This window comes from uncultured Roseovarius sp. (assembly GCF_963972555.1).
In the GTDB taxonomy this organism is placed as follows: Bacteria; Pseudomonadota; Alphaproteobacteria; order Rhodobacterales; family Rhodobacteraceae; genus Roseovarius; species Roseovarius mucosus.
In genome coordinates this window covers 12,430-38,575 of the sequence record NZ_CAXAUM010000013.1, presented here as the reverse complement: position 1 = coordinate 38,575, position 26,146 = coordinate 12,430, and the positions used below count along the sequence as shown (strand labels likewise).

The 26,146-nt window shown below is 63.5% G+C and carries 25 protein-coding genes; 15 read left to right on the top strand and 10 right to left on the bottom strand.

Translation table 11 applies throughout. The features are described from left to right. The first annotated feature begins 14 nt into the window (after positions 1-14). From coaBC to AACZ65_RS13020, 4 genes are read left to right on the top strand one after another with little or no spacing between them, the layout of a single operon-like run. Positions 15-1,208, top strand: a complete 1,194-nt coding sequence (gene coaBC, locus AACZ65_RS13035) for a bifunctional phosphopantothenoylcysteine decarboxylase/phosphopantothenate--cysteine ligase CoaBC (protein ID WP_339671516.1) — start codon at positions 15-17, stop codon at positions 1,206-1,208. 36 nt (positions 1,209-1,244) lie between these two features. Next, on the top strand, positions 1,245-1,700 hold the full coding sequence (gene dut, locus AACZ65_RS13030; RefSeq protein WP_339671515.1) for a dUTP diphosphatase: 456 nt from the start codon (positions 1,245-1,247) through the stop codon (positions 1,698-1,700). Next, the gene (gene moeB / locus AACZ65_RS13025) at positions 1,700-2,770 is read left to right on the top strand and encodes a molybdopterin-synthase adenylyltransferase MoeB (RefSeq protein WP_339671513.1); all 1,071 of its coding nucleotides are present in this window, start codon (positions 1,700-1,702) and stop codon (positions 2,768-2,770) included. The genes dut and moeB overlap by 1 nt, the downstream gene beginning before the upstream one ends. Beyond that, positions 2,748-4,760, top strand: a complete 2,013-nt coding sequence (locus AACZ65_RS13020) for a M3 family metallopeptidase (RefSeq protein WP_339671512.1) — start codon at positions 2,748-2,750, stop codon at positions 4,758-4,760. The genes moeB and AACZ65_RS13020 overlap by 23 nt, the downstream gene beginning before the upstream one ends. Positions 4,761-4,888: 128 nt before the next feature. Here AACZ65_RS13020 and AACZ65_RS13015 read toward each other — a convergent pair whose 3' ends face one another. The 4 genes from AACZ65_RS13015 to AACZ65_RS13000 are packed head-to-tail and all read right to left on the bottom strand — an operon-like array spanning position 4,889 to position 9,511. After that, on the bottom strand, positions 4,889-6,385 hold the full coding sequence (locus AACZ65_RS13015; RefSeq protein ID WP_339671510.1) for a phosphomannomutase/phosphoglucomutase: 1,497 nt from the start codon (positions 6,383-6,385) through the stop codon (positions 4,889-4,891). A gap of 16 nt (positions 6,386-6,401) precedes the next feature. Then, positions 6,402-7,235 (bottom strand): 3-deoxy-8-phosphooctulonate synthase, encoded by an 834-nt coding sequence (gene kdsA / locus AACZ65_RS13010; RefSeq protein ID WP_339671508.1) that lies wholly within the window; start codon positions 7,233-7,235, stop codon positions 6,402-6,404. A 1-nt stretch (position 7,236) separates the two neighbouring features. Continuing rightward, positions 7,237-8,874: a capsule biosynthesis protein gene (locus tag AACZ65_RS13005; protein ID WP_339671506.1), complete on the bottom strand. Its 1,638-nt coding sequence runs from the start codon at positions 8,872-8,874 to the stop codon at positions 7,237-7,239. After that, on the bottom strand, positions 8,852-9,511 hold the full coding sequence (locus AACZ65_RS13000; RefSeq protein ID WP_037272544.1) for an ATP-binding cassette domain-containing protein: 660 nt from the start codon (positions 9,509-9,511) through the stop codon (positions 8,852-8,854). Before AACZ65_RS13000 ends, AACZ65_RS13005 begins: the two co-directional genes overlap by 23 nt. Positions 9,512-9,787: 276 nt before the next feature. Between AACZ65_RS13000 and AACZ65_RS12995 the strand changes: the two genes are divergently transcribed. The 11 genes from AACZ65_RS12995 to AACZ65_RS12945 all read left to right on the top strand — a co-directional run bounded on the left by AACZ65_RS12995 (position 9,788) and on the right by AACZ65_RS12945 (position 18,099). Beyond that, entirely contained in the window at positions 9,788-10,267 is a 480-nt protein-coding gene (locus AACZ65_RS12995) for a UPF0262 family protein (RefSeq protein ID WP_037272541.1), read from the top strand. A 3-nt stretch (positions 10,268-10,270) separates the two neighbouring features. After that, positions 10,271-10,732 carry a low molecular weight phosphatase family protein gene (locus tag AACZ65_RS12990; RefSeq protein ID WP_037272538.1) on the top strand — a complete coding sequence of 154 codons (462 nt, stop codon included), beginning with the start codon at positions 10,271-10,273 and terminating at the stop codon, positions 10,730-10,732. Further along, on the top strand, positions 10,729-11,124 hold the full coding sequence (locus AACZ65_RS12985) for a ketosteroid isomerase-related protein (protein ID WP_037272535.1): 396 nt from the start codon (positions 10,729-10,731) through the stop codon (positions 11,122-11,124). Before AACZ65_RS12990 ends, AACZ65_RS12985 begins: the two co-directional genes overlap by 4 nt. Further along, complete coding sequence (locus tag AACZ65_RS12980) at positions 11,121-11,705, top strand: GNAT family N-acetyltransferase (RefSeq protein WP_339671500.1); 585 nt, start codon at positions 11,121-11,123, stop codon at positions 11,703-11,705. The genes AACZ65_RS12985 and AACZ65_RS12980 overlap by 4 nt, the downstream gene beginning before the upstream one ends. Positions 11,706-11,831: 126 nt before the next feature. Next, complete coding sequence (locus tag AACZ65_RS12975) at positions 11,832-12,764, top strand: lipid A-modifier LpxR family protein (protein WP_037272529.1); 933 nt, start codon at positions 11,832-11,834, stop codon at positions 12,762-12,764. A gap of 101 nt (positions 12,765-12,865) precedes the next feature. Continuing rightward, positions 12,866-13,930 (top strand): Hint domain-containing protein, encoded by a 1,065-nt coding sequence (locus AACZ65_RS12970; protein WP_339671496.1) that lies wholly within the window; start codon positions 12,866-12,868, stop codon positions 13,928-13,930. 139 nt (positions 13,931-14,069) lie between these two features. Then, positions 14,070-14,600 (top strand): peroxiredoxin, encoded by a 531-nt coding sequence (locus AACZ65_RS12965; RefSeq protein WP_339671494.1) that lies wholly within the window; start codon positions 14,070-14,072, stop codon positions 14,598-14,600. A gap of 154 nt (positions 14,601-14,754) precedes the next feature. After that, positions 14,755-15,375, top strand: coding sequence for a 30S ribosomal protein S4 (gene rpsD, locus AACZ65_RS12960; RefSeq protein ID WP_008280757.1), 621 nt, complete (start codon positions 14,755-14,757; stop codon positions 15,373-15,375). 116 nt (positions 15,376-15,491) lie between these two features. After that, entirely contained in the window at positions 15,492-16,574 is a 1,083-nt protein-coding gene (gene hisC / locus AACZ65_RS12955) for a histidinol-phosphate transaminase (protein ID WP_339671490.1), read from the top strand. Then, entirely contained in the window at positions 16,574-17,491 is a 918-nt protein-coding gene (locus AACZ65_RS12950; RefSeq protein WP_339671488.1) for a prephenate/arogenate dehydrogenase family protein, read from the top strand. Before hisC ends, AACZ65_RS12950 begins: the two co-directional genes overlap by 1 nt. Further along, entirely contained in the window at positions 17,488-18,099 is a 612-nt protein-coding gene (locus AACZ65_RS12945; RefSeq protein WP_339671486.1) for an extensin family protein, read from the top strand. Before AACZ65_RS12950 ends, AACZ65_RS12945 begins: the two co-directional genes overlap by 4 nt. 3 nt (positions 18,100-18,102) lie before the next feature. Here AACZ65_RS12945 and AACZ65_RS12940 read toward each other — a convergent pair whose 3' ends face one another. The 6 genes from AACZ65_RS12940 to AACZ65_RS12915 form a co-directional block, all read right to left on the bottom strand. Further along, positions 18,103-18,864, bottom strand: coding sequence for an SDR family oxidoreductase (locus tag AACZ65_RS12940; protein ID WP_339671484.1), 762 nt, complete (start codon positions 18,862-18,864; stop codon positions 18,103-18,105). Then, entirely contained in the window at positions 18,861-20,438 is a 1,578-nt protein-coding gene (locus AACZ65_RS12935) for a GMC family oxidoreductase (protein WP_339671482.1), read from the bottom strand. The genes AACZ65_RS12940 and AACZ65_RS12935 overlap by 4 nt, the downstream gene beginning before the upstream one ends. Beyond that, positions 20,435-22,432: an acyltransferase family protein gene (locus AACZ65_RS12930; protein ID WP_339671480.1), complete on the bottom strand. Its 1,998-nt coding sequence runs from the start codon at positions 22,430-22,432 to the stop codon at positions 20,435-20,437. The genes AACZ65_RS12935 and AACZ65_RS12930 overlap by 4 nt, the downstream gene beginning before the upstream one ends. Continuing rightward, positions 22,429-23,718, bottom strand: coding sequence for a glycosyltransferase family 4 protein (locus AACZ65_RS12925; protein WP_339671478.1), 1,290 nt, complete (start codon positions 23,716-23,718; stop codon positions 22,429-22,431). The genes AACZ65_RS12930 and AACZ65_RS12925 overlap by 4 nt, the downstream gene beginning before the upstream one ends. 10 nt (positions 23,719-23,728) lie before the next feature. Then, positions 23,729-25,123, bottom strand: coding sequence for a hypothetical protein (locus tag AACZ65_RS12920; protein ID WP_339671476.1), 1,395 nt, complete (start codon positions 25,121-25,123; stop codon positions 23,729-23,731). Positions 25,124-25,333: 210 nt separating this feature from the next. Beyond that, positions 25,334-26,023 (bottom strand): sugar transferase, encoded by a 690-nt coding sequence (locus AACZ65_RS12915; RefSeq protein ID WP_339671474.1) that lies wholly within the window; start codon positions 26,021-26,023, stop codon positions 25,334-25,336. Positions 26,024-26,146 lie beyond the last annotated feature (123 nt).

The window sequence follows — 26,146 nt, the reverse complement described above, 5'->3', positions numbered from 1 at the left end:
CACAAGGAGCGGCCATGCTCAGCTCGAAACGCATTCTTCTGATCATCGGCGGCGGCATCGCGGCCTACAAGACGCTCGATCTCATCCGGCGTCTGCGGGAGCGCGGCGCGTCGGTGACACCACTGCTGACGCGGGCCGGGGCGGAATTCGTGACCCCGCTCGCGGTCTCGGCCCTGGCTGAGCGCAAGGTGTTCTCCGACCTCTTTGACCTCACCGACGAGGCAGAGATGGGTCATATCCAACTCAGCCGCTCTGCCGACCTCATTGTCGTGGCGCCGGCCACCGCTGACCTCATGGCCAAGATGGCGACGGGCCGGGGGGACGATCTTGCATCAACAGTTCTGTTGGCCACCGATACGCCTGTGCTGATCGCCCCCGCGATGAATGTGCGGATGTGGGAGCACCCTGCTACACAACGCAATATCGCTGTGCTGAAAGGCGATGGAATTACCTTTGTCGGACCGAATGCGGGCGATATGGCGTGCGGAGAGCATGGTCCGGGACGCATGGCCGAGGTGCCGGAAATTTTGAGTGCCATTGAAACAGCGCTTGGCGATGGCCCGCTGAAGGGGCAGCGCGTGCTCGTGACCTCGGGACCCACCCATGAACCCATCGACCCGGTGCGCTATATCGCCAACCGGTCGTCAGGGGCGCAGGGCACGGCGATTGCCCGCGCGCTTGCAACCCTCGGGGCGCATGTGGTCTTTGTCACCGGCCCCGCCACCGTGCCGCCCCCCGATGGGGTGACAGTGATCCGTGTCGAGACAGCGAAAGAAATGCTCGAGGCCGTCCAAGCTGCCCTGCCTGTGGACGCGGCAATCTGCGCCGCTGCTGTCGCAGATTGGCGGGTGGCCAGTGCGAGTGACCACAAGATCAAGAAAACCAAGGGTGGCCTCCCGGTGCTGGAGTTTGCCGAAAACCCCGACATACTTGCAACGCTCAGCCAGAGGACGACGGACAGACCAAGGCTGGTCGTGGGCTTTGCCGCCGAAACCAATGACGTAATTGCGAACGCCACCGCCAAACGCGCGCGCAAGGGTTGTGACTGGATTGTCGCCAATGATGTGCGTCCCGATACCGGCATCATGGGAGGCAGTGAAAACGCTGTCACGCTGATCACCGCGGACGGAGCCGAAGACTGGCCGCGTATGGGCAAAGATCAGGTGGCCACGCAACTGGCGGCCAGGATCGCTACGGCCCTGAGCTGAAATTATGCTTACTTTCAACAGGATGGAGAGGGGCGTATGCTGACCGTCGCATTTCAATGGGAGGGCGGGGCGGATCGCGACCTCGGCCTGCCCGCCTATGAAACCACCGGCGCGGCCGGGGCCGATCTGCGCGCGAATTTCCCGGATCGCGCTTCGGTCATGCTGGCACCGGGCGCACGGGCGCTGGTGCCCACAGGGCTGCGGTTGGCGGTGCCGGCGGGGTACGAAGTGCAGGTGCGCCCGCGCTCTGGCCTTGCCCTCAAGCATGGGATCACACTTCTCAATAGCCCCGGCACCATCGACAGCGATTATCGCGGACCCTTGGGCGTAATCGTGATGAACGCCGGGACGGAAACCTTTGAAATCACGCATGGAATGCGGATTGCGCAGATGGTGGTGGCCCCTGTGGCGCAGGCGCGGTTCACACTGGCCGAAACGCTGGACGAGACCGCACGCGGTGCGGGTGGGTTCGGCTCGACGGGGATCGGCTGATGTTGCTGGTGGGGGTCATGGCGGCGGTGCTCTGGGGCATTGGCGCGGCGTTAGGCACGCCCCGGCGGCTGCGGTGGGGGATGATCGCGGGGCTATGGGCTGCGGTGGTGCTGACGCATCTGGTGCTGCCGGAGGGCCATCCGCTCCGCATGGCCACGGGCGAGAGCGCGGCACTCTGGCTGATGCTGGGCGGCGCGGCGGCGATTGCACTGATCTACCGTACCGGATTGCGCCGCCTGCGGGCGCGCTCGATGCAGGCAAAAACACCGACTGAAACGCACAATCCTTTGTTTTCAGAGACGGAACTTGGACGTTACGCGCGCCATATCGTGCTCCGGGAAATTGGCGGACCGGGGCAAAAGGCGCTGAAGCAAGCCCGCGTTCTGGTTATCGGCGCGGGTGGTCTTGGCTCGCCAGCGTTGCTCTATCTGGCGGCGGCGGGTGTGGGCACCATAGGGATCATCGACGATGATATAGTGGATAACTCCAACCTGCAGCGGCAGGTGATCCACCGCGATGCGGATATCGGCCTGCCCAAAGTGCAATCGGCCATGGCAGCAATGCAGGCGCAGAATCCGCATGTTGTGGTGCGCCCCTATCAGCGGCGACTGACGCCCGAAATCGCGAGTGACCTCTTTGCCGATTATGATCTGATTCTTGACGGCACCGACAATTTCGAGACGCGCTATCTGGCCAATGCGACTGCCGCAGCCCAAGGAAAACCTTTGATTTCAGGCGCTTTATCGCAATGGGAAGGACAATTGAGCGTGTTCGACCCGGCCCATAGCACACCCTGCTATCAGTGCATTTTTCCAGAGGCCCCCGCCCCCGGTCTGGCGCCATCCTGCTCCGAAGCGGGGGTCTTGGGGCCCTTGCCAGGCGTGGTCGGTGCCATGATGGCCACCGAGGCGGTGAAACTCATTACTGGAGCAGGACAATCCCTGCGCGGAGAGATGTTGATCTATGACGCGCTCTATGGCGAAAGCCGCAAGATCGGGCTAAGCCGCCGCGCAGATTGCCCCATATGTGGGGGAAAAGGAGAGAGTGATGACCAACATGTTGCAGGCTGAATGGACAACACCGTTCGCCCTTGCCCCCTTTGACGCCATTTCGGACGCGGATTTCGCGCCTGCGTTCGAGGCAGCTCTGGACCAGGCGCGCGCCGAAATTGCGACGATTGCCGATAATCCGGAGCCGCCCAGCTTTGCCAACACGATCGAGGCGCTGGAAGCCTTGGGCAAGGGATTGGATCAGGTGCTGGCGGTTTTCTACACGCTGGCGGGTGCGGACAGCAATCCAAAGCGGCAGGAATTGCAGCGTCAATTCGCCCCGAAGCTCGCGGCATATTCGTCAGAATTATATGGAAATAAGCCGCTTTTTTCACGTATTGAAACCCTCTGGGCGGCTCGGGACACACTTGACCTGACACCGGAAGAGGAGCGATTGCTGATGCTGACCCACCGGGGCTTCCGCCGCTCTGGCGCGGCATTGACCGGGGATGAGGAAGCCCGGATGCGCGCAATCATGGCGCGGCTGGCGGAATTGGGGACGGCATTCACGCAGAACCTGCTGGCGGATGAGGCCGGGTGGCATATGGAACTGGCTGAGGCTGATTTGGCGGGATTACCTGAATTTCTGGTCGATGCCGCCCGCGCGGCGGGGCGCGAAAAGGGGCTGGAACGGCCGGTTATCACCCTCTCGCGGTCGTTGATCGTGCCGTTCCTACAATTCTCGCCCCGCCGTGATCTGCGAAAAAAGGCATATGAATCATGGGTTTCGCGTGGAGCCATGGGCGGTGAGACCGACAATCGCGAGGTGGCTGCCGAGATTTTGCGCCTGCGGGCAGAGCGGGCGGCATTGCTGGGATACGAGAGCTTTGCGGCTTACAAGCTGGAAACCGAGATGGCCAAGACACCAGAGGCGGTGCGCGACCTCTTGATGGCAGTATGGGAACCGGCCAAGGCGCAGGCGGAAAGGGATGCCGCGCGCCTGACGGAAATGATGCAAGCCGATGGAATCAATGGAGAATTGGAACCATGGGACTGGCGCTACTATGCCGAGAAGCGGCGGCAGGCAGAGCATGATCTGGATGAAACCGCGCTCAAACCTTACCTATCGCTCGAGAGTATGATCGCGGCGGCGTTTGGCTGTGCCAATCGGCTGTTCGGGCTGGAGTTTCACCCGCTTGATGTGCCCCTCTACCACCCTGATTGCCGGGCCTGGGAGGTGACGCGCAATGGTGAGCATGTCGCTGTTTTCATTGGGGATTATTTTGCGCGCGGGTCCAAGCGGTCGGGTGCCTGGTGCTCGGCGATGCGCGGTCAGGCCAAGCGGCCAAAGGTGCAGGGGCCGGTGGTGATCAATGTCTGCAACTTTGCCAAGGGCGATCCGGCGCTGCTGAGTTATGACGATGCGCGCACCCTCTTTCACGAGTTTGGCCATGCCCTGCACCAGATGCTGTCGGACGTAAATTATGAAAGTATTTCAGGAACTTCCGTAGCGCGAGACTTTGTCGAACTGCCCTCGCAGCTCTATGAGCATTGGCTGGAAGTGCCCGAGGTGCTGGAGCGCTACGCCACCCATGTCACGACGGGTGCGGCTATGCCACGGGATTTGCTGGATAAATTGCTGAAGGCCGCGAATTTCGATCAAGGGTTTCAGACGGTGGAATATGTCGCCTCTGCCCTTGTCGATCTGGCGTTCCACGAGGGGGAAGCGCCCAAGGACATCATGGTCAAGCAATTGGAAGTATTGGATAATCTCGGCATGCCGAGGGCAATTACCATGCGTCATGCCAGCCCACATTTCGCGCATGTGTTTTCCGGGGACGGCTATTCCAGCGGCTATTACAGCTATATGTGGTCCGAGGTGATGGATGCCGATGCCTTTGCCAGTTTCGAGGAAGCCGGCGGGCCATTTGATATAGAGCGGGCCAAGGCCTTGGAATCGCACATTCTTTCGCGCGGCGGATCAGAGGATGCCGAAACGCTCTATTTGAAATTCCGTGGGCGGATGCCGGGGGTCGCGGCGCTGCTCAAAGGTCGCGGGCTTGCGGCGTGAGCGATGTAAGCTCTGTAAGGTTTGTCAGGTGATTTTGTAAGGTCCGAGGGGGTATTGGGGGCGCTGCCCCCGCCCCGGATGAAATCCGGGACTCCCCCGAGGTATTTTCGGCCAGATGAAACCCGGTTTCAGATCGTCTGATCGTAGTCGCCTACTCCCGGTTCAGTGCGGATGACGGCATCAATATCCGCGAAGATGGCGCGCATTTCCGCATCGCTGTCGCTGCTCTCGCACACGACCACGAGGTTCGGGGTGTTGGAGGAGGCACGCACGAGGCCCCAAGAGCCATTGTCGAGAATGACGCGCGCACCATTGACGGTCACGACCTCTTTGATCGCGCGCCCGGCGAGGGGTTCGCCTGCGGCATGACGCGCGACAAGGCGCGCGACGATACGGTCCAGCACGGCGTATTTTTCGGTATCGGCGCAATAGGGTGACATGGTGGGGGTCGAATAGGTCACGGGCAGCGCGCGGCGCAGGTCGGACATCGACATATCGGGGTTGCGGTCCATCAGTTTGCAAATCTCGACCGCGACGCGCATGCCGCAGTCATAGCCGCGCCCGATGGGTTCGGCGAGGAAGTAATGACCGGATTTCTCGAACCCTGCGAGCGCACCCAGTTCCTTGACCCGGCGCTTCATATGGCTGTGGCCGGTTTTCCAGTAATCGGCGGTCACGCCGTTTTTGATAAGTTCGGGGTCAGAGGCGAAGAGGCCGGTGGATTTCACGTCGGCCACGAAAGTGGCGTTGGGGTAAATCTTGGACAGGTCGCGTGCCATGATGACACCGACCTTGTCGGCAAAGATTTCCTCGCCCTCGTCATCCACGACGCCGCAGCGGTCGCCGTCGCCGTCAAAGCCGAGCGCGAAATCGGCACCCGTCGCGCGCACGGTTTCGGCCATGTCATGCAGCATTTCCATGGCTTCGGGATTGGGATTGTAATGCGGAAAGGTGTAATCGAGCGTGTTGTGCGAGGGGATCACCTCGACCCCCAAGCGCTCGAATAGTTCAGGCGCAAAGGCGGAGGCGGTGCCATTGCCGGTGGCGCAGACGACACGCAACTTGCGGCTCATGCGGAAATCGCCGACGAGATCGTCGAGATAGGCCTCGCGCACGCCGGAGACGAATTCGTAGGCGCCGCCGGGGCGGGGCAGACCGCGCCCTTCGAGCACGATGTCGCGGAGTTCGGCCATCTCGTCGGGGCCGTGGGTGAGCGGGCGATCAAAGCCCATCTTGACCCCGGTCCAGCCATTCGGGTTGTGCGAGGCCGTGACCATGGCGACGGCGGGCACATCGAGATGGAATTGCGCGAAATAGGCCATCGGGCTGAGGGCGGGGCCAATATCCTTGACCGTGATCCCCGCCTGCATGAGACCGAGGATAAGGGCGTTCTTGATCGAGAGCGAATAGTCGCGATAGTCATTGCCGACCGCGATCACAGGTGCGATGCCGCGCGCGTGCATCTGGGTGCCGAGACCGAGACCGAGAGCGGTAATGCCGGGCAGGTTGATCTGATCGGGGTATTTCCAGCGGGCGTCATATTCACGAAAGCCGGTGGGGGCGATCATGGCATCGCGGAGGAATTCCCAGGTGTTGGGAGTGACGGTCGGCAAGGGTTTGGTCATAAAAGCACTTTGTCAGTCAGAGGTGGATCGGGTTGGCCTTGGCCAGACGGTCGAATTGCATCAGCGTGTCGATGAGTGCTGACATCTGCGAGAGCGGGATCATGTTGGGCCCGTCGGAGGGGGCGTTGTCAGGGTCTTCATGGGTTTCGATGAAGACGGAGGCAACGCCCAAGGCAACCGCCGCGCGGGCCATCACAGGGGCGAATTCGCGCTGTCCACCGCTGCTGCCACCACGCCCGCCGGGTTGTTGCACCGAATGGGTTGCGTCCATCACCACGGGATAGCCGGTCGCCGCCATCTGCGGCAGGCTGCGCATATCGGCCACGAGGGTATTGTAGCCAAAGGAGGTGCCGCGTTCGGTCAGCAGGATGCGGGTGTTGCCGGTGCTCTCGATCTTGGAGATGACATTGGGCATGTCCCAAGGGGCGAGAAACTGGCCCTTCTTGACGTTGATCACCGCGCCGGTTTCACCGGCCGCGATCAAGAGATCGGTCTGGCGGCAGAGAAAGGCCGGGATTTGCAGCACATCGACCACCTCGGCCACCGGCGCACATTGCTCGGCGGTGTGGATGTCAGTGAGCACGGGCAAGCCAAGTGTATCCTTGACCGATTGCAGCACCTTGAGCCCCTCGTCGATGCCCAGACCGCGCTTGCCCGAGAGCGAGGTGCGGTTGGCCTTGTCAAAGCTGCCCTTGAAGATCAGCCCCGCGCCATGGGCGGCGCAGGCCTCTTGCAGAGTGCCCGCGATCAACTGGGCGTGATCGGCGGATTCGAGCTGGCAAGGCCCGGCAATGAACGTCAGAGGGCGGTCATTGCCGATGGCCCATCCGTTGAGGTCGATATGTTTCATATCAGGAAGACACCTGTTCACGCAGAATGGAAGCTGTAAGCGATATGAGCAGGTAGATACCAGAAAAGATCAGGAAGGCCAGTATCGTATTCTCGAAGGCCCGCGGATAGGAGGAATCCTGCGAGGCGAGGGGCCGCACGCTAACCGTGAGATAGCGGACCTGCTTGTTGGCCTCGATCTCGGACTGGCGCTTTGCCTCAAGCGCGGATTGCAACACGAGGTCTGCGGTGGCGAGGTCGGCCTGTGCCATCTGGATCGCGGCGGTCTTGGAGGCCAGCGAGCTTTCGCCAGCGGTGGCCTCGGTCAGGCGGCTTTTCTGGCGGGAGAGTTCGGCGCGCAGGATCTCGATCTCGCTCTGGAGTGCCTCGACGCGGGCGGCGTTGGGGCGGGCGTTGTTGAGTTGGATATTGAGGGCCAGTTCCTTTTCCTGAAGCTGCAATTCGACGGTGTTCACGAGGGCGCGGATGCTGGCAATCTCGCCCTCGGGATCGAGGATGGTCCCCTCTTGCAACGTCACGAGCATCTGCTGGGCGGCGCGACGGTCGGCCTTGGCCTGCTCCAGGCTGGTGGCGGCGGTGCTGACCGCGTCCTGACGTTTTTGGCGGCTGAGGTCATCCACGCGCTCTTCGGCATATTTGATGAGGCGTTCGGAAAAGGTGGCGCTGAGGGCGGGATCTGCGGTCGACACCTCCATCCGGATCACGCCTTCGGTCGGGTCGTAGCCGAGTTTCACGTATTTGCGATAGAGCTTGTAGGCGGTTTCGTGGCTGGCATCGGGATCGAGTCGCTGGAGCGGGTCGATCGAGGGGTCGCTGAAATGCGCACGAAAGCCGAGTTCCTCGTCAAGGCGCAGCATCGCATCCTTGGATTCGAGATATTCCTGAGTGGCGATGGCATCCTGACCGGTGGCGAATTGCGTGGGCAAAAGGCCGCCCAGACCGCCACCTGTGCTGCTGCCGCCATCCGCCGACAGGATCAAGAAGGCGGATTTGGTCGAATACATCGGCGTGGCGATGGCGTAGAAATAATAGCCGACCACGATGGTCGGCAGCAACACGAAGGCTGCAAGGCGCGAAAAGAGCAACAGCAAGCGGCGGCGGCGGCGGCGACCGATGTCGCGCTGAATTTCCTGGATTTCCTTGGCGCGGCGATCCGCCGGGCTGATATCGGTGGAGGGCAGCGTCTGGCGCGCGACAGGCACTGTTTGCGGCAATTGCACGCGGCCCTGCGGCGCGCCCGGATCACTTGCCGCGGCCGGGCCATTGGGCGGGGGCGGCGGGGTGTTGCCACCGTCGCTGGCCACAAGTTCGAGAATGTTGGCCCGCTGAAACGGGTCAATGCCGCGCGCGCGCAAGAGGCGCACGGCGTCGAAATCCGACGTGGGCGCGAGCCCGTGCTTTTGCGCCATGCGCCGGGCCATGCGCAGTTCGCGCCCGGTCAACCCCTCGCGGCGGATGTCGTCGATACTCTGGCTGGTCGCGGTTTCGCGCGCCGAGGCGACCTGCCCCTCTTGTGCGGGCGGTGACGTTTCCGCAACAGGCGCGGCAGCACCTGCATCATCCGAGGTGGCGACACGCGGCGCGAGGGAATCGGCGCTCCGGCGGATGCGGAACTTTCTAGCCTTGGGTTTCGTAGTCATAAAGCTCTTTTGCCTCTTCCAAGGTGTCAAACATGTATAGTTTGCCGCCCATCAGCACAGCGGCCGAACGGGCGAATTTCTCCAGCACCTTGGGATCATGCGAGACGATGATCACGGTGGTGGTGCGCAGACGTTCCTGAAGGATATCGCCTGCCTTGCGGTTGAACTCGACATCGGTCGAGCCGGGCATACCCTCGTCGATCAGATACATATCAAAATCGAGGGCCAGCATGAGTGCGAAGCTGAAGCGCGCGCGCATGCCCGAAGAATAGGTGCCGAGCGGTTGGTCGAAATATTCGCCCAAGCCACAGAGCCAGCGGCAGTAGGCCTCGATGTAGTCGGGATCAAGGCCGTAGAGACGCGCGATATAGCGCGAGTTGTCCAGCGCCGAGAGGCGGTTGACCACCCCCCCCATGAAGCCCAGAGGAAAGGAGATGCGACAGCTGCGCCGAACCACCCCCTCGTCCGGTTTTTCAAGACCGGCCATCATGTTGATCAGCGTCGTCTTGCCGGTGCCGTTGGGTGCCAGAATGCCAAGGCTATGGCCAAGCTCGACGCGGAACGACACCCGGTCGAGGATGACCTTACGCTGTGTGCCTGTCCAAAAGGACTTGCTGACGTTCTCGAACTCGAGCATTCAATCGCCCCGGTAAACCTGCTCTTCCCGATTATAACGGGATACTCTTAAGGTCGGCTTAGCCTGTTTTTCAGTATTATTGCCGATCTGGGAACAATTTGCCACGGCAACAAGGCAAGATTGTGATCAATCGCCAAGATTTCGCGGCAATTTCCCGGCATGCGTGGCGGGGGAGTGACGCCACGCGCCCCAAGCGACGGCCAAGAGGTCACGGCGATTGCCCAAGCCGCCGCGCTGCGTTAGGGACGAGGGAAGGACGCAGCACGAGTAAGACCAATGAGCCGGATTTGCCATATAGAGTTGGACGATGCCAACCTTCCGCCCCCCACGCCCGAGATTGAGCAGGAGCGCAAGGTGGCGATGTATGATCTCATCGAGGAAAACAGTTTTGCGCTGCCCGCGCGCGACGACCGCCCGGTGCCGGAGGGTCCGTATCGTCTGGGGCTGGCAATCCGCGAAAAGCGGTTGGTGTTCGACATCCGCACCGACGCGGACGAACCGGCGGCCGAGTTCCATCTGTCGCTCAGCCCGTTCCGGCAGGTGGTCAAGGATTACTGGGCTATCTGCGAAAGCTATTTTGACGCGGTGAAGAACATGCCGCCCTCTCAGATCGAAACGATCGACATGGCCCGGCGCGGGATTCACAACGAGGGCGCGCGCGTGCTGGCCGAGCGGCTGGAGGGCAAGGCCGAGATCGACAATGACACCGCGCGGCGCCTGTTCACGCTGATCTGCGTGTTGCATTTCGGGGGCTGAGGCATGCCCGAGCCGCTGCCGCAATCGGTGCTGTTCTGTTGCGATCACAACGCGGTCCGCTCGCCCATGGCCGAGGGGATCATGAAGAAGTTTTATGGCACCGACACCTATGTACAATCGGCGGGCGTCAAGAACGATATGGAGATCGACGGTTTCAGCATCGCCGTATGCCGCGAGATCGGCGTAGAGCTGGAGCGGCACCGCAGCCGCAGCTTTGACCAGATGGAGCAGTGGGGCGATGATCTGTCATCCTTTGACATCATCGTCGCGCTCAGCCCGGCAAGCCAGCGGCGGGCGCTGGAATTGACGCGGTTTTTTCATCTGGACGTGGTGTATTGGCCGATCATGGACCCGACCGGCCTTGCGCAGACGCGCGAGGCGCGGTTGGATAGCTATCGTCAGACCCGAGACCAGATCATCGGGCATTTGCAGGACCGTTGGGGACCACCCCGGGAGGATTTATGAACGAGACCGTCAAAGCCTATTTCGATGCCTTCAACCGGGGCGATGTGCCCGGCATGTTGGCGTGCCTCAGCGACGATGTGCGCCATCATGTGAACGAGGGGCAGGTGCGAGAGGGCAAGGACCTCTTTCGTGCGTTTTGCGATCACATGAGCCGGTGCTACCGCGAAGAGCTGACCGATATGGTGATCTTTGACGCCGAAGGTGGCACGCGCGCGGCGGCGGAATTCGTCGTGAACGGCACCTATCTGGAGACCGACGAGGGCCTGCCGGAGGCGAAGGGGCAGACCTATGTTCTGCCTGCCGGGTCGTTTTTCACGCTCAAGGATGGGCTGATCACCCGCGTCGTGACCTATTACAACCTTGCGGATTGGGTGAAACAGGTTTCGGCATGATCCGGGTCGAGCGGCTGACGGGGGCGGCGATGGCGCGCGCCCTGCCCGATGTGGCGCGGCTCAGGATCGAAGTGTTTCGGGCCTATCCCTATCTCTACGAGGGCGATGCCGCCTATGAAGAGCGGTATTTGCAGGTCTACCGCGACAGTGCCGATGCCATTCTGGTGGGGGCCTATGACGGCGCGCGCCTGATCGGCGCGGCCACGGGCGCCCCGATGGAGGATCACGCAGACGATTTCGGCGCGGCCTTTGCCGAGAGTGGCATTGCGCTCGACCGGATATTCTATTGCGCCGAAAGCGTGCTTTTGCCCGAGTATCGCGGTCAGGGGATCGGTCATCGGTTTTTTGATCTGCGCGAGGCCCAGGCACGGGAGCTGGGGCGCAACTATGCCGCGTTTTGCTCGGTGATGCGGCCGAAGGATCACCCCGCACGGCCCGACGGGTATCAGCCGCTGGACGGCTTTTGGCACAAGCGGGGCTATGCGCCTTTGTCAGGAGCGGTGGCGCAATTCAACTGGCGGGAGATCGGGGCGGCGCAGGAAAGCGCCCATGATCTGCAAGTCTGGCTGCGCGCGCTCTGACCTTGCGCGCGCGAAACCATGGGATTTGCGCCACGGTTTCACGGAATGGTAAAGTTTAGCTGGTCAATTCGCGTGAGGGTTTGCTAAGCAGAAACCGCCGGGGGGCGCAACATGGGGACGTGACGCATGACACGTAGTTTCGCCATTGCCCTCGGGGCGTTTCTGGCACTGACAATGGGCCTGAGCACGGTTGCCTCGGCACAATCCGAAGGGCGGCAACGCCTGGGCTATGGCCTGTTGTTCACCAATGACGTTCTGGGCGACACGGATGATCGCTGGCGCACCGGGTCGATCACGTCGAGCCGGGTTTGGGGGCCTGCGTGGCAGGGTCACGCGCCAGAGCGCATCGGGCAGCTTCTGGAATTCCGGTTTCACGGCGAGGTAATTGCCCCCGAGAACCTGAGCCGCCCTGCCCCGCTGGATCGGCCCTATGTGGGCGCGCTCGGCTTTGGGCTGCATACGCATTTCCAGAAAGCTCAGGTGGATTACGCCTTGGGCGCAGATCTGATCGTGACCGGGCCGCAGACGCAGCTTGATGATTTCCAAGACTTTTTGCACGGGTTTCTGGGCGGGCGCGACGTGGGTCGGCGGGTCCGGCGCAACCAGATCGACGATGGGATCCGCCCCTCGGGCGTATTCGAAGCGAGCCGCGAGTTTGAGCTGGGCTTTGCACGGCTGCGCCCCTTTGCCGAGGCGCGGCTGGGGGTCGAGGACCTGATCCGGGCGGGGGCAGACATCACCTTTGGGGACATCGGGCGCGGCGAGTTGCAGGTGCGCGATGCGGTCACGGGCCACCGCTACCGCGTGGTGCGCGCCGAGCAGGCGGGCACGGCGTTTCTCTTGGGGGCCGACATTGCCTATGTCGATGACAGCGATTACCTGCCCGCGCGCAGCGGTGTCACCCTGACCGAGGACCGCACACGGGTGCGCGCAGGGCTGCATTGGGAAAACCGCAACGGGGCCGCGCTCTTTTACGGGCTGACGTGGCTCAGCGAGGAATTCGATGAACAGCGCGAGGGGCAATTTCTGGGCGCTGTGCAGTTCAGGCTGCGGTTCTGACAAAAATGCAATCAGGGGCTTTTCAGACTGATTCGCCTTTGCTACCTTAACGATAATAATAAGCGATAAAAAAAGAAACGAAGAGGCAGGCAGTCAGGGTTATGGGGACGGGCTTTCGAGGCACGTTCGTCATTTCTTGGTCGCAAACAGAACTGGACGGGATCACGACTGCGCCGGTGCAGTCGCTTTCGGTGGGACAGACATGGTCCTGGCGGGGTGATGCGGTGCGAGTCGATGGGCCGAACCAACTGTTGCGTCTGGAAGGGGCGAATGGGGAAACCGTGAACCGCAAACGTGCGGCACGGATGGTGCGGCGTCTGGTGGGCGCGGCGATGAATAACACACGCGATCTGATCCCGGCGGATGTGGAAGAGCCGCTTATGGATTTGGGTTTCGTCGTCACAGACGGCACGCGCAGCTATACGGTCACGATCATCGAAGTGGGCAGCGAGGGCACGCCGCTGTTGATGTTTCACGACGAAATTCCGCCCCGCGGGCGGGAAATGTGGATCGTGCACCACTCGCTTGAGGGGATGCGCGGGGCCTCAACCGGACCGGCGAGCGGAGGGGTCATCTGTTTTACCCCCGGCACGCGGATCGAAACGCCGGAGGGACCGCGGCTTGTCGAGGAGTTGCGCGAGGGCGACCATGTGCAGACCCGTGACAACGGCGCCGAGGAAATCCAGTGGATCGGCAGTCGCCGGATGACCGGCGCACGGCTCTTTGCCATGCCTAAGCTGCGGCCGATCCGGCTACGGGCCGGGGCGCTCGGCATCGGGCGGCCGGATGCGGAATTGCTGGTCAGCCCGGAACACCGGATGCTGGTGCGGGGCGATGTGGCGCGCGCGCTCTTCAACACGCCCGAGGTGCTGGTGATGGCGCGTGACCTGATCAACAATGACACGGTGGCGGTTGATCTGGCCTCTCGCGAGGTGACGTATATTCATCTGCTTTTGCCGCGCCATCAGATCATCTGGGCCAATGGCCTGGAAACCGAGAGCTTTCACCCCGCGAGCACGGCACTGTCGACGCTGGACGAGGGCGATCGCGCGCGGCTCCTCGCGATCAATCCCAATCTGGAATACGAGCCCAATCTCTATGGCGGCTATGCGCGGCGCTGTCTGAACGGGTCCGAGGCCGCGATCCTCGCGCATGAGGCGGCGTAAGGTTCGGGGGCGCGGCCCCCGGACCCCCGAGGTATGTCAGGCCAGATGAAGGGCGGATTTTGGCGGGTTTGGCCCCTTTACCGCGCGCGCGGGTGGTTTATGTCGGGGAACAGTTCTAGCCTTAACCGGAGATCCCGACGTGACCCCCAAAACTGTCCCTGATGTCATCTTTCATACCCGCGTGCGCAATCCGGCGCTAGAGGGAGACAATCCCTTTGAGTGGAAGGATCTGAGCACCGCCGATGTTTTCGCGGGCAAGCGCGTGGTGGTCTTTGGTCTGCCCGGCGCGTTCACGCCCGCCTGTTCCGATAGCCACCTGCCGGGGTATGAGCGGCTCTATGACGATTTTCTGGCCGCAGGGATTGACCGGGTAATCTGCACCGCCGTGAACGATGCCTTTGTGATGTTCCAATGGGGCAAGGCGCAGGGGATCGAAAAGACCATGATGCTGCCCGATGGCAATGGCGATTTTGCCCACGGTTTGGGCATGCTGGTGGATCGCTCGCGTCAGGGTATGGGCAAGCGCAGCTGGCGCTATTCCATGCTGGTCGAGGATGGGGTAATCACGGCGCTCTTTGCCGAGCCGGGGTTGCAGGACAACCCGGCGGGCGTGCCGGTCAAGGTGTCGGATGCTGAGACGCTGCTGGCGCATATTCGCGAGAAAGAATAAAGGGCACTGCCCCCTGTTGACACCCGCCGACGCGCCTGTATAAGCGCGGCTTCATTGGTGTTGGTGGACCCCGCAAGGGGAGACCTGTCGGCTGACCGGAACGTGCCGGAACGCAGAGGACAACGCCCTTCGATTCAAGTGAAGGAGATCAGCCGTGACCAAACGCACGTCTGCCAAGTACAAAATTGACCGCCGGATGGGTGAAAACATCTGGGGCCGCCCGAAATCCCCCGTCAACAAGCGTGAATATGGCCCCGGCCAGCACGGTCAGCGCCGCAAGGCCAAAATCTCTGACTTTGGCCTGCAGCTGCGCGCCAAGCAGAAGCTGAAGGGCTATTACGGCGACCTGACCGAAAAGCAGTTCCGCCGCATCTATGCCGAGGCCGAGCGTCTGAAGGGCGACACCGGCGAGAACCTGATCGGCCTCTTGGAGCGTCGTCTGGATGCCGTGGTTTACCGCGCCAAATTCGTGGTCACCATGTTTGCCGCGCGCCAGTTCGTGAACCATGGCCATGTCACCGTGAACGGCCAGCGGGTCAATATCCCCTCCTATCGTGTGAAAGAGGGCGATGTGATCGAGGTCCGCGACCGTTCCAAGCAGATGACCGTTCTGCTCGAGGCCGTGCAACTGGCCGAACGCGACGTGCCCGATTACATCGAGGCGGATCATTCCAAGATGAAGGCCACCTTTGTCCGTCAGCCCGGCCTGTCGGATGTGCCCTATCCGGTGATGATGGAACCGAACCTCGTGATCGAATTCTACGCGCAGAACTAAGCGTTCTGAAATGCAGCGAAGAGGCCGCGACGGGGAACCGCCGCGGCCTTTTCCTTTTGGTGCTGGTCAAGCCGGGGCACCAAAGCTAGAACCTCTGACGATAGACGGGGAATGACATGACCAAGATCACGCCGCAGCCGGGCATCATGGAAATCGCGCTCTACAAGAGTGGCGAGGCCGTGATTGCAGGCAAAGCCGAGCCACTGAAGCTTTCGGCCAATGAAAGCCCTTATGGCCCGTCGGACAAGGCCAAGACGGCCTTTGCCCGCTCTGCCGCGACGCTGCATCGCTATCCCGGCACCGACCATGCCGAGTTGCGCGGCGCGATTGCCGAAGCGCATGGGCTGGACCCGGAGCGGGTGATCTGTGGCGTGGGATCGGACGAGGTGTTGCAATTCGTGGCACAAGCCTATGCCGGAGCGGGTGACGAGGTGATCCACACCGAGCACGGCTTTGCCATGTATCCCATCCTCGCGCATGCGGTGGGGGCCACGCCGGTCTGTGTGGCCGAGCGGGAGCGCGTGGTGGACGTGGACGCCATTCTGGCGGCCTGCACGGCGCGAACGCGGATCGTCTTTATCGCCAATCCCGGCAATCCCACCGGCACCATCCTGCCCGAGGCGGAATTGGCGCGGCTTGCCGATGGCCTGCCCGAGGGGGCCATTCTGGTGCTGGATGGGGCCTATACGGAATTCGCCGCAGGCTATGACGGCGGTGTGGCGCTGGTCGAGGCGCGCGACAATGTCATCATGACGCGCACCTTTTCCAAGGCTTACGGACTTGGCGGGTTGCGGATCGGCTGGGGCTATGCGCAGCGCGCGATGATCGAGGTGCTGAACCGCATTCGCCAGCCTTTCAACCTGTCGCCCACGCAACTCGTCACCGCCGAAGCGGCGGTGCGGGATCAGGAGTGGCTGGGCAAGGTGGTGAGCGACACGCTGCGCAACCGGGCCTGGCTGACCGAGGCGCTGCGCGAGAGCGGTGTTGCGGTGGACGAGAGCCACGCCAATTTCGTGCTGGCGCGGTTTGACTCAGAGGACGAGGCGGCGGCCTGTGATGCCGCCTTACGCGCTGATGGGATCATCGTGCGCCGGGTGGGCGGCTATGGCTTTCCCAATGGGTTGCGGATCACGGTGGGCGAAGAATCCGCCTGTCGCCGGGTGGCGCATGTGATCGGACAATTCAAGGGGGTCCGGTGATGGCGCAGATCTATGACCGGGTGGCGCTGATCGGGCTGGGGCTGATTGCATCATCCATGGCACATGCGATGCGCCGCGCGGGTGTTGTGGGCGAGATCACGGGCTATGCGCGCTCGACCGAAACCCGGGATGTGGCGCGCGAAATCGGGCTGTGTGATCGCGTCTGCGACAGCGCGGCAGAGGCCTGCGCGGGTGCCGATCTGGTGGTACTCTGCGTGCCGGTGGGCGCGATGGGGGCGGTTGCCGCCGAGATCGCGGGCGCGCTCAAGCCCGGTGCCACGGTCAGCGATGTGGGATCGGTCAAGAAGGCGGTGATCGAGGCGGTCGCCCCCCATATTCCGGCGGGAGTGCATTTCGTGCCGGCGCATCCGCTGGCGGGGACCGAACATTCGGGGCCGCGGTCGGGCTTTGCCGAACTCTTTGACAACCGCTGGTGCCTGATCGTGCCGCAAGCGGGCAGCGACCGTGCGGCAGTGGAGCGGTTGGAGGCGTTCTGGCGGGCGCTTGGGTCGAACACCGAAGAGATGGACGCCGAGCATCACGATCTGGTGCTGGCGGTGACAAGCCATGCACCGCATCTGATCGCCTATACGATGGTCGGTGTGGCCGACGATCTGCGCCGCGTCACCGATAGCGAGGTGATCAAGTATTCCGCCGCCGGGTTCCGGGATTTCACCCGGATTGCCGCGTCTGATCCGACCATGTGGCGCGATGTGTTTCTCAACAACAAGGAGGCGACATTGGAAATTCTGGGCCGCTTTACCGAGGAGTTGTTCGCGCTGCAACGCGCCATTCGCATTGGCGATGGCGATCACCTGCACGCCTATTTCACCCGCACCCGTGCCATTCGGCGCGGCATCATCGAGGCCGGGCAGGACACTGCCGCGCCGGATTTTGGCCGGGTCAAGAAGGCATGAGGCGGGCGGTTCTGGGCATCGCCGCGGGCCTGAGCCTGATCGCGTCGGGCTGTGGGCGCAGCGACAATGACGAGGTCAGCCGGGGGGGCGGGCTCTGTGGTGATCCGGGGTTGGTCGGGTCTGTCTCGGGGTTTCAGCACCATGAGGTGAATGGCTGTGGGATTGAGCGCGCCGTGCGGCTTGAGGCGGTGCATGGCGTGCGATTGAGCCAAGCGGCGACGCTCGATTGCCCGACGGCGCGGGCGCTCGGGGATTGGGTCAAGCGCAGCGCCAAGCCGGCGGTCGGGCGCATGGGCGGCGGTCTGACGGGGTTGCAGGTGCCGGCGCATTATGTCTGCCGCACGCGCAACAGCCAGCCGGGCGCGCGGATTTCCGAACATGGGCGCGGCAAGGCAATTGATATTTCGGCGCTGAAGCTCAAAGACGGCTCGGATATCTCGGTTCTCAGGGATTGGGGCCGAGGTCATGAGGGGCGTATCCTCAAGCGGGTGCATGGCGAGGCTTGCGGGACGTTTGGCACCGTGCTTGGCCCGAATTCGGACCGGCACCATAAGGACCATTTCCATTTCGACACGGCCAAGCACGGCAACGGGCCGTATTGCCGGTAACGGTCAGGTCTGGATCACGCGCGGACGGCGGCGGCGCAGCAAGAGCGCATCCTTGATCCGGCCCTTGAGGCCGTGCGGGGCGAGGATTTCGCGATCCTGCTCGAACACCGCGCCATTGAGCGAGGGATCGTGCCAGAGCGCGAGCGCGGCACCCCAGCGTGCAGCCTGCGCCGGATCAAGCCCATGGGGCACACCCATTCGGGTGGCGAGCATGCCGGGCATCCAGTCGGTCAGGACAATGCCCGGAAAGCGGTCGGCAAGGTCGGCCATCAGCGCACGGGTCAGGATGCGCCCTGCCCCCTTGGACACCGCATAGGCCGAGGAGGCGGGCAAGGGGGCCAGATCGGCGAAGGTCGAGACATTGAGGATGCGGCCAAAGCCGGTCTCGACCATGCTGTCGAGGGCCAGCCGGGTGCAGGCCACGGTGCCACCGAGATTGATCGCCATGGTTTCGGCAAAGCTCTCGGGGGTTTCATCCAGAAAATCGCGGCGCGGGTAGATGGCGGCGTTGTTGACGAGCAGCGTCACCGGCGCGGTTCGGGTGATCTGGGCAAAGGCCGCGCGCAGCGCCTGGGGGTCCGCAACATCGGCGGTGACGGGCGTGATCCGGCCGCTTGGGGCCATGGCGGCGGTCTCGGCAATCCCCTCGGGCGCGCGCCCCATGGCCACGACGCGCTGACCGCGCGCCGCGAGGTCCACGGCGAGCGCGCGCCCCAACCCGCCGCCCGCGCCGGTCACGACCGCCAATCCGTCCGAGAGCCTCATGTCATGGCCTTTCTGCGGCGGGCGATGGCCTCGGCCACGCGCAGCGCGTTGGCCGCGATGGTGAGGCTTGGGTTGACCCCCATGGACGAGGGCATGAAAGAGGCATCCGCCACATAGAGATTGTCCAGCCCATGCGCCCGGCAGTCGGGGTCAAGCACGCTGGCGCCGGGATCGGTGCCGAACCGCAGCGTGCCGCAGGGATGGCCAAAGTTCAACTCTGGCGTATGGGTGAGAAAGAGCCGCCGATGCCCGCGCAGCCCCGCCCGGATGGCGCGGCGAAAGGCGCGGCGGCGTGCGAGCAATTCAGGGTGCAGCGTGTAGCTGATGTCGATGGCATCGGGCGTGGTGCGGTCATAGGTGACGCGGTTCTCGGGGTATCCCAGATCCTCCATCAGCCCAACAAAGACCTGCGCCCGCCCCAACATCCGCGCCGCAAAGGCCGCAGGAAGGCGGGTGAAATGGCGCAAGGGGCGGATATGGCGCAGCGCGGAGCGGTCGAACATGCCGTTCAAGGTATGCACGATTTCGCCATAGCCCGCCGCGATGCCCATCGACTGCACCGTGCCAAAGCGTTGCCCGTCGCTGTGGTAGAAATCGCGGAGCGAGATCGCCTTGCTCGGGCCGCTGTCGGGCGTGCCGCGCGGCGGCCAGAGGGCGAAAATCTCGTTGAGGTGAAACATGAGGTTGCGCCCCACAAGGCCGGAGCCATTGGCGCAGCCCTCGGGCCAGTGCTCGGATGCGGAGGCCAAAAGCAGGCGGGGCGAGCCAAGCGCGCCTGCGGCGAGCACGATCTGGGGGGCTGTGAGCGTGAAGCTCTCGCCATCGCGGATGACCTCGATATGGGTGATGGTCTGGGCCGTGCCGCAGAGGCGGCGCACCTCGGCACGATCCAGAAGGGCCGCATTGCCGGTGGCAAGCGCCGGTTCCACGCCCGCAGAGCGGCCATCCATCTTGCAGGCTCTGGGGCATTTGACGCCCAGACACTCATGGCACCCCGGCATATGGCGGATCGCGGCATGCAGCCGGTAGGGATGCAGCCCTGCGGCGCGCAAGCTGTGCATGAGGGCGGCATCGGGGGCGGAGAGCGGTGGCGCGGGGCGCAGCGGTGTCTCTTGCTCCGGCGAGAGCGGATCGGGATCGCCGCAGATATGCAGGAGGTCTTCGGCCTCGGCATACCAGTCGCACATCGCGTCAAAGCCGCCGGGCCAGCCGCCGGTCGGGTGCGGGCGGGTCTCTGTCGCCTCGAGATCGTGGCGTTCGGGGCGTTCCAGCGTGGCAGCATAGAACACCGAAGAGCCGCCCACCCCGGCCCCGATGGGACCAAAGAATTCCGAGGCGCGGCCATTGATCTGCGCCCTGATCGGCCCCGGCCAATAGCCACGCAGCTGGCGGGCGGTGGGATCGACCATTTCGGGGTTGAGGCCCTGACGCTCGGACCGGTGGCCTTGGGGGCCTTTCTCGATGAATAGCACCTTGAGGCCACGCTCGGCCAGCCGGCGCCCGATGAGGCCACCGCCCATGCCGGTGCCGATGACGATCACGTCCCAATGGGCATTCCGTATCTCGGCGGTCATTTCGGGGCCTCGAACACGGGGGCGAACAGATCGCTGAGGGCGATGGCGGCGCGGTTGGTGAGGTGGTTGTTGTCGAAATAGAACGCTTGTCCATCCTGCATCACATGGCATGTGCTGGCATCGCAGAGCCTTGGCCAAGGGTCGATGAGGGTGATCGCCCCGGAGCGGTCCAAGGCCATCAGCGGCGCCTCGGCGCGGGTGGCACGCGCCTCGGCCATGGCGCGGGGCACAGTAAGGCGGGTCGTATCGTCCACGCTCATGCGGCCATGCACCAGCGCGCGGGCCACGGCGCGGGAATCATACTCCGGCACCTCGGGTGGTTGACGCAGGACATGGATGCGCGGGAAGTGCGGGGAGAGTTCGGCAAGGGTCCGGGTGAGGCCTGCATTGAAAAGCGTGTGTTGCGGACCTTGGGGCAAAAGGCTGCCCGGTTCAGGCGCAAGGGCAATGCGGTTATGCGCGTCGAGCCCAACCCCCTGCCCTTCGGCATAATAGGACCAGCGGCCAACGAGGAGGAGGGTGTGCAGGCTGTCCATTTGGGCGATGCCGGACCGGATCATCTGATTGGCACGGGTGCAGGCGGCGTCCTGTGCCGGGGTGGCGGCGGTTTCGGCCTTGGCCACGTCAAAGAGCGGCGGACAGCCTGCGTGCCAGAGGATGAGCGCGGGGCGGTTGGCGGCGAAGGCCGCGACCTCCAGCCCCTCTTTCATGGCGCGCAGGTGGCTGTCGCCCCAGATCAGCACCTCAGGCGGGCCATCCGGGCCGATGGGGCAGGTCTCGACCCCCGCCAGTGGGCCGGTGGTCGGGGTGGTGCAGCGCGACCAGTCCTGATTGAAATCACCCGAGGCGGCGATATGCGTGCGCAACTCTGGCGCAAAGCGGGTGGGCAATCCATCGCCGCGCCAGAGGAGCAGACCCACGGCCAATAGGGCAAGCGAGGCCAGCGCCGTGCCTGAGACAAGCGCGCGCGTGCCGCCCTGCATCAGGCGCACGGGGCGTTCGATGTAGCGCCACGAGAGGATGGAAACGGCAAAGGCGAGCGTGAGCCAAGCCGCAGACTCGACCGGGCCGGAATAGCCATCGCGCCAATAGGAGGACAGAACGAAAACCGGCCAGTGCCAGAGGTAGAGCGAATAGGAGATGAGGCCGATGAAGACCGGGGCCGGGTGCATCAGGGCGCGGTTCACGGGGTTGGCATCGCGGCCATTCATCAGGATGAGCAGCGTGCCCGCCACGGGCAGGATCGCCTGCCAGCCGGGAAAGCCCTCGGCCCGGATCAGGGTGATGGAGGCGAGGATCAGCGCCAGACCGGCCCAGGAAAGCGCGGGGTGGAGGGCGTAGCGCGCCTTGTTCTCCTGCCCCGCGATGGCCAGCAGGACGCCTGCCAAAAGCTCCCACGCGCGGAAGGGAAAAAGGTAGAAGGCCGCCGTGGGCGAGTGGGGCGTGAGCCAGAGACAGGCGGTGAGCGAGAGTGCTGCGAGGGCCGCGAGGATCATGGGCAGCGTGGGGCGCCAGCGGACCAGAGCCAAGAGAAGGAAGGGCAGAACGATGTAGAACTGTTCCTCGACTGCCAGCGACCATGTGTGCAACAGCGGCTTTTCCTCGGACACGCCGTCGAAATAGCCCGCTTCACGGTAGAAATGGATGTTGGAGAGATAGACCGTGGCGGCGATCAGGGATTTGCCGAATTCGCGAAACTCGAACGGCAAGAGGATGAGCCAGCCCATCAGCAGCGTTGCCGCTGCCATGGCGAAATAGGCAGGGGCCAGACGGCGCAGGCGGCGCAGGTAAAACCGGGCAAGGCGGATGCGGCCCGTTTCGCGCAGGTCCGCCCAGAGGATGCCGCCGATGAGAAAGCCGGAGATGACAAAGAAGATGTCCACGCCGACAAAGCCGCCGGGAATGCCCGGCATCCCGAAGTGATAGAGCACCACGGACAACACCGCGATGGCGCGCAAACCGTCGATTTCGGGGCGATAGGCGGCGGCGTTCATGCGGCAAAGACCTCTGGCAGCGGAGCCTTGGCCAGCAGGGCGTCATAGACGCGGCGCACTTGGCCTGCCTTGGCGGCCCATGTAGCCTGTTCCAGCACCCATGCGCGGCCCGCCTGCCCCAGGGCGGCGAGGGCGGCGCGATCGTGGCTGAGCGCCTCAAGCGCCTTGGCAAAGCCTGCGATGATTTCGGCCCGCGTGCCCAAGGGCACCTTGAGCCCGCGCGCGGCTGTGACCAGCTCGCCGGGGCCAGCGTAATCGACGATGAGCGGCGGCACGGCGAGGGCCATCGCCTCGAGCACCACGCCGCCGCCGAATTCGCGGATCGAGGGGAAGGCGAAGAGGTGGCAGGTGGCGAGCACGTCCTGCACCGCGCGATGTTCCAACCAGCCGTGAAAGGTGATCTGAGCGGTCACGCCCAGGGTATCGGCCTGCGCGCGCAAGGCGGGCATCATCGGCCCGTCGCCCACCAGATCAAGATGGAGGTGCCCCGCGCGCAGCATCGGCGCTGCCGCCTCGATCAGCATATCGGGGCCTTTATAGAGCACGAGCCGCCCGACGAAGGCCGCGCGCAGGGGGCCATTTGGCGCGGGTGTGGCGATGCGGGAAAAGCGGGCGGGGTCGATAGCATTTTCGGGCAGATAGACGGTCTTGGCGCGGGCAAAGCCGGGCAATTCGCCCATCGTATGCCGAGAGCCCGCAAAAACGGCTGCGGCATGGCGCAGGGTTGCGGTGCGGCCCGGCAGCGCCTTGTAGGCGCTGCGCAGGTAGCTCAGATACTCGCGCTCGCGCCGCCGCTCGGCATCAAAGCCTGCGGGCCATGGCACGCCGCCGTTGAGCGGCCCGAGGACAAAGGGCACGCCCGCACGGGCGCATTTGCCCGCAAGCGACGAGGAAATCGTCGGGCTGAGGGGGGTGATGCGATGCACGATTTCATAGCGCCCGGCGCGGATGTCCGCGCCGAACTGTTGCCACACAAGATGCTCGAACCACGGGTAGCTGAGCGCGTTGATCACTTGCAGCGTGGTCCAGCCCCTGCCCTGCCCCATGCGCAGCCGCTCGCCCAGGGCCCAGAGGGGGCGGGCCAGCGCCTCGGAATCGATCGCGGTGAAATCGACGCCCTCGACCAGCCCTGCGCGCAGAAACGCATCGCGGTTGCGGATCTGGGTGACGATATGCACCTCGGCCACCTCGCGCAGGGCGGTGGCCAGCGACCATCCGACCAGCGGCACGCTGACCCATTCGGGATTGGCGGCCTCGGCAAGGACAAGCACGCGGGGGCGGGTCATGGCGCGCGCCTCACATGATCGGCCGCCAGCCCAGAGGGCGGCGGCGAGACGCGACAGGGCGCTGATGGCGCGCGGTCTCTGCCAGACCCAGCACCGCGCCGGCAAAAAGCCATGTGAGCGGCGTGAGCGTGGCATTGGGCAGCATGTCGATCAGGTTGATCGCCAGCAAGAGCGCCACCGGGCCAATCAGGCGCATATGGGCGGCATCGCCCAAACGGCGACCATAGATCCAGAGCATCAGGACCGGCAGGGCAATCAGGCCGAATTCCGCCAGATACCCAACCCAGCCGAAGATGCCGATCAGGATGATCCAACGCCCATCGGTCACTGTCTCGATCACGCCGGTTACGGGATTGAGGATATGGTTGCGCCCCCAACTGCCCCAGCCAAAGAGCGGCTTTTCAAGGGCGCGTTCCATGAGGATGTCCTCGTTATCGAGGCGGAAGCGCAGGGAATTGGCGCGCTCGGGGTCCACCTTGGCGGCCTGTTCGAGAATCCAGTCGACCGGGATCAAGCCTGCGCCCTTGAGCACCGGATAGGCGATCGCCACCACCGCCATGACCCCTGCGATGCGGATTTGCATCCGGGTGGGCAGGAAAAGTGCCAGCGGTGCCAGATAGACGCCATAGATCAGCGAACCCAGCGATTTGCAGAGCACCAGAACACCGCCAAGATAGAGTGCCGCCACAAGGTAAAAGATGCGCCGTCGCATATCCGCTTCACGCGCCAAAGCAATGGCGCAGGTCATGGCCATGACGGTGAAGAAGGCGACCCAGAGGCCATGATACATGAAGACGATGGGCCGAAATCCACCCGCGCGCATCATCTGTTCGAAACTGTGCTGGAAGTAGCCGTAAATCCAGATGTTGAGCTGGGGAGAGAGCCGCACCTCGAGAAGCATCGGCAGGGAATAGATCAACCCGCCCAGCATCAGCGCCATGACCAATTCGCGCAAGCCTTTGGGCGTGGCCAGATGTTGCCGCGCCAGAAGAAAGGGCAAGAGCAGAATGGTTTGCAGAAGGCAGAGCGCCACCATGTCCTTGAGCCCGAGCGCGGGCAGGCCGATACGGCCATAGAACACCGGCTCGCCATTGGTGAGGACGGTGGCCACCGGGCTGAGGATGAAGAGGACGACAAGAGCGCGGGCCGGCAGGGTCTGAGGCAAGAGCGGCGCGCGGGCCTTGGCATGGATGAGGCAGATGACGAAGGTGGCAAGGCTGGGCAGCGATTCCTTGGTCAGGGGTGGCATCAGCGGGAAATCGAAGGCAGCGGGCGGCGGCGGCAGGAACATATAGGCGCCCAAGAGCGACCAGATCAGCGCACGCTCCATGGGCCAACGCCGGAACATCACCAGCGTGATCAGCGGCCAGGCGGCCAGCATCAGATAGGCCAAGGCATTGGGCATGACGCGCCGGGCACCTCTTTGACTGTTTCGCCGGTCTGGCAGCGGGTCGCAGCGCGCCCCACAAAGCCAGATGGCACGAACAGCCTAGGTGCCAAAACCGATGAATTTCAATAGATTCAGACCGATGCGCCGCGATTTTGGCGGCTAGGTGCATCAATGCGCCAGTCCCGGACGGATTGTCCCGCGCTCAGGCAGGGCTGCCCGGCTGCTCTAGCAGCCAGTTCCGGTCAAGACCACGCGGAAGGTGCAGAGCATCACGCGCAGGTCGGTCCACAAGGACAGCTCACGCAGGTACTTGGTATCGAATTGGGCGCGTTCGGCAAAGCTGCTCTCGTTGCGCACCGAAATCTGCCAATAGCCGGTGATGCCGGGACGCAGGGCGTAATAGCCGCGAGCAGGATAGAGCGCCTTTTGGTTGGGCATCATGGGGCGCGGGCCCACGATCGACATATCACCGATCAGCACGTTCCACAGCTGCGGCAGCTCATCAAGCGAGGTCTTGCGGATCAGCCGACCGATGCGGGTGATCCGCGGATCATGGCGCAATTTCTGATGCTCGTCCCATTCCACACGCCGGGCGGGATTGGCCGCAAGATAGCTCTCAAGCTGTTCATCGGCATTCAGCACCATGCTGCGCAGTTTCCACATCCGGAAGATGCGGCCATTCTTGCCAACCCGGTCCTGCGAATAGAAGGGCGACGCGCCATCCCGTGCAATCAACACGCAAAGGGCGAGTACGACCGTGAGCACGGCGGGTGCCGCAAGCAGGACGATCACAATATCCAGAACGCGCTTAAAAAAATGTCCGTAGACCTGAACCGATTTCAATCCGACGGTCGGATTTTGAATCAAATTCGCGTCTTCCCGGCGCAAAGGCACCGAAATAGATCGCAGTGACATGGCAGCTCTCCCCAGAATCTCGAAACCCTAAAACCGTTTACACATACCCCGCCCTGCCTGTTGCCACGGGCCGCACCTGTCGTCTGGCGCACCGTTACAATGATGTCCGAAATGTGGCGCAAC

Bases quoted from the DNA above. Each gene is read 5' to 3' on its own strand.
- moeB (WP_339671513.1), top strand. From the start codon at position 1,700: ATGTTGCTGGTGGGGGTCATGGCGGCGGTGCTCTGGGGCATTGGCGCG.
- AACZ65_RS12940 (WP_339671484.1), bottom strand. From the start codon at position 18,864: ATGAGGCTCTCGGACGGATTGGCGGTCGTGACCGGCGCGGGCGGCGGG.
- hisC (WP_339671490.1), top strand. From the start codon at position 15,492: ATGACCAAGATCACGCCGCAGCCGGGCATCATGGAAATCGCGCTCTAC.
- kdsA (WP_339671508.1), bottom strand. From the start codon at position 7,235: ATGAAACATATCGACCTCAACGGATGGGCCATCGGCAATGACCGCCCT.
- AACZ65_RS12915 (WP_339671474.1), bottom strand. From the start codon at position 26,023: ATGTCACTGCGATCTATTTCGGTGCCTTTGCGCCGGGAAGACGCGAAT.
- AACZ65_RS12975 (WP_037272529.1), top strand. From the start codon at position 11,832: ATGACACGTAGTTTCGCCATTGCCCTCGGGGCGTTTCTGGCACTGACA.
- AACZ65_RS12970 (WP_339671496.1), top strand. From the start codon at position 12,866: ATGGGGACGGGCTTTCGAGGCACGTTCGTCATTTCTTGGTCGCAAACA.
- AACZ65_RS12930 (WP_339671480.1), bottom strand. From the start codon at position 22,432: ATGAACGCCGCCGCCTATCGCCCCGAAATCGACGGTTTGCGCGCCATC.
- AACZ65_RS12935 (WP_339671482.1), bottom strand. From the start codon at position 20,438: ATGACCGCCGAGATACGGAATGCCCATTGGGACGTGATCGTCATCGGC.
- AACZ65_RS13015 (WP_339671510.1), bottom strand. From the start codon at position 6,385: ATGACCAAACCCTTGCCGACCGTCACTCCCAACACCTGGGAATTCCTC.
- AACZ65_RS13000 (WP_037272544.1), bottom strand. From the start codon at position 9,511: ATGCTCGAGTTCGAGAACGTCAGCAAGTCCTTTTGGACAGGCACACAG.
- AACZ65_RS12995 (WP_037272541.1), top strand. From the start codon at position 9,788: ATGAGCCGGATTTGCCATATAGAGTTGGACGATGCCAACCTTCCGCCC.
- coaBC (WP_339671516.1), top strand. From the start codon at position 15: ATGCTCAGCTCGAAACGCATTCTTCTGATCATCGGCGGCGGCATCGCG.
- AACZ65_RS12990 (WP_037272538.1), top strand. From the start codon at position 10,271: ATGCCCGAGCCGCTGCCGCAATCGGTGCTGTTCTGTTGCGATCACAAC.
- AACZ65_RS13020 (WP_339671512.1), top strand. From the start codon at position 2,748: ATGACCAACATGTTGCAGGCTGAATGGACAACACCGTTCGCCCTTGCC.
- AACZ65_RS12980 (WP_339671500.1), top strand. From the start codon at position 11,121: ATGATCCGGGTCGAGCGGCTGACGGGGGCGGCGATGGCGCGCGCCCTG.
- AACZ65_RS12985 (WP_037272535.1), top strand. From the start codon at position 10,729: ATGAACGAGACCGTCAAAGCCTATTTCGATGCCTTCAACCGGGGCGAT.
- AACZ65_RS12950 (WP_339671488.1), top strand. From the start codon at position 16,574: ATGGCGCAGATCTATGACCGGGTGGCGCTGATCGGGCTGGGGCTGATT.
- AACZ65_RS12945 (WP_339671486.1), top strand. From the start codon at position 17,488: ATGAGGCGGGCGGTTCTGGGCATCGCCGCGGGCCTGAGCCTGATCGCG.
- AACZ65_RS12925 (WP_339671478.1), bottom strand. From the start codon at position 23,718: ATGACCCGCCCCCGCGTGCTTGTCCTTGCCGAGGCCGCCAATCCCGAA.
- AACZ65_RS12920 (WP_339671476.1), bottom strand. From the start codon at position 25,123: ATGCCCAATGCCTTGGCCTATCTGATGCTGGCCGCCTGGCCGCTGATC.
- dut (WP_339671515.1), top strand. From the start codon at position 1,245: ATGCTGACCGTCGCATTTCAATGGGAGGGCGGGGCGGATCGCGACCTC.
- AACZ65_RS13005 (WP_339671506.1), bottom strand. From the start codon at position 8,874: ATGACTACGAAACCCAAGGCTAGAAAGTTCCGCATCCGCCGGAGCGCC.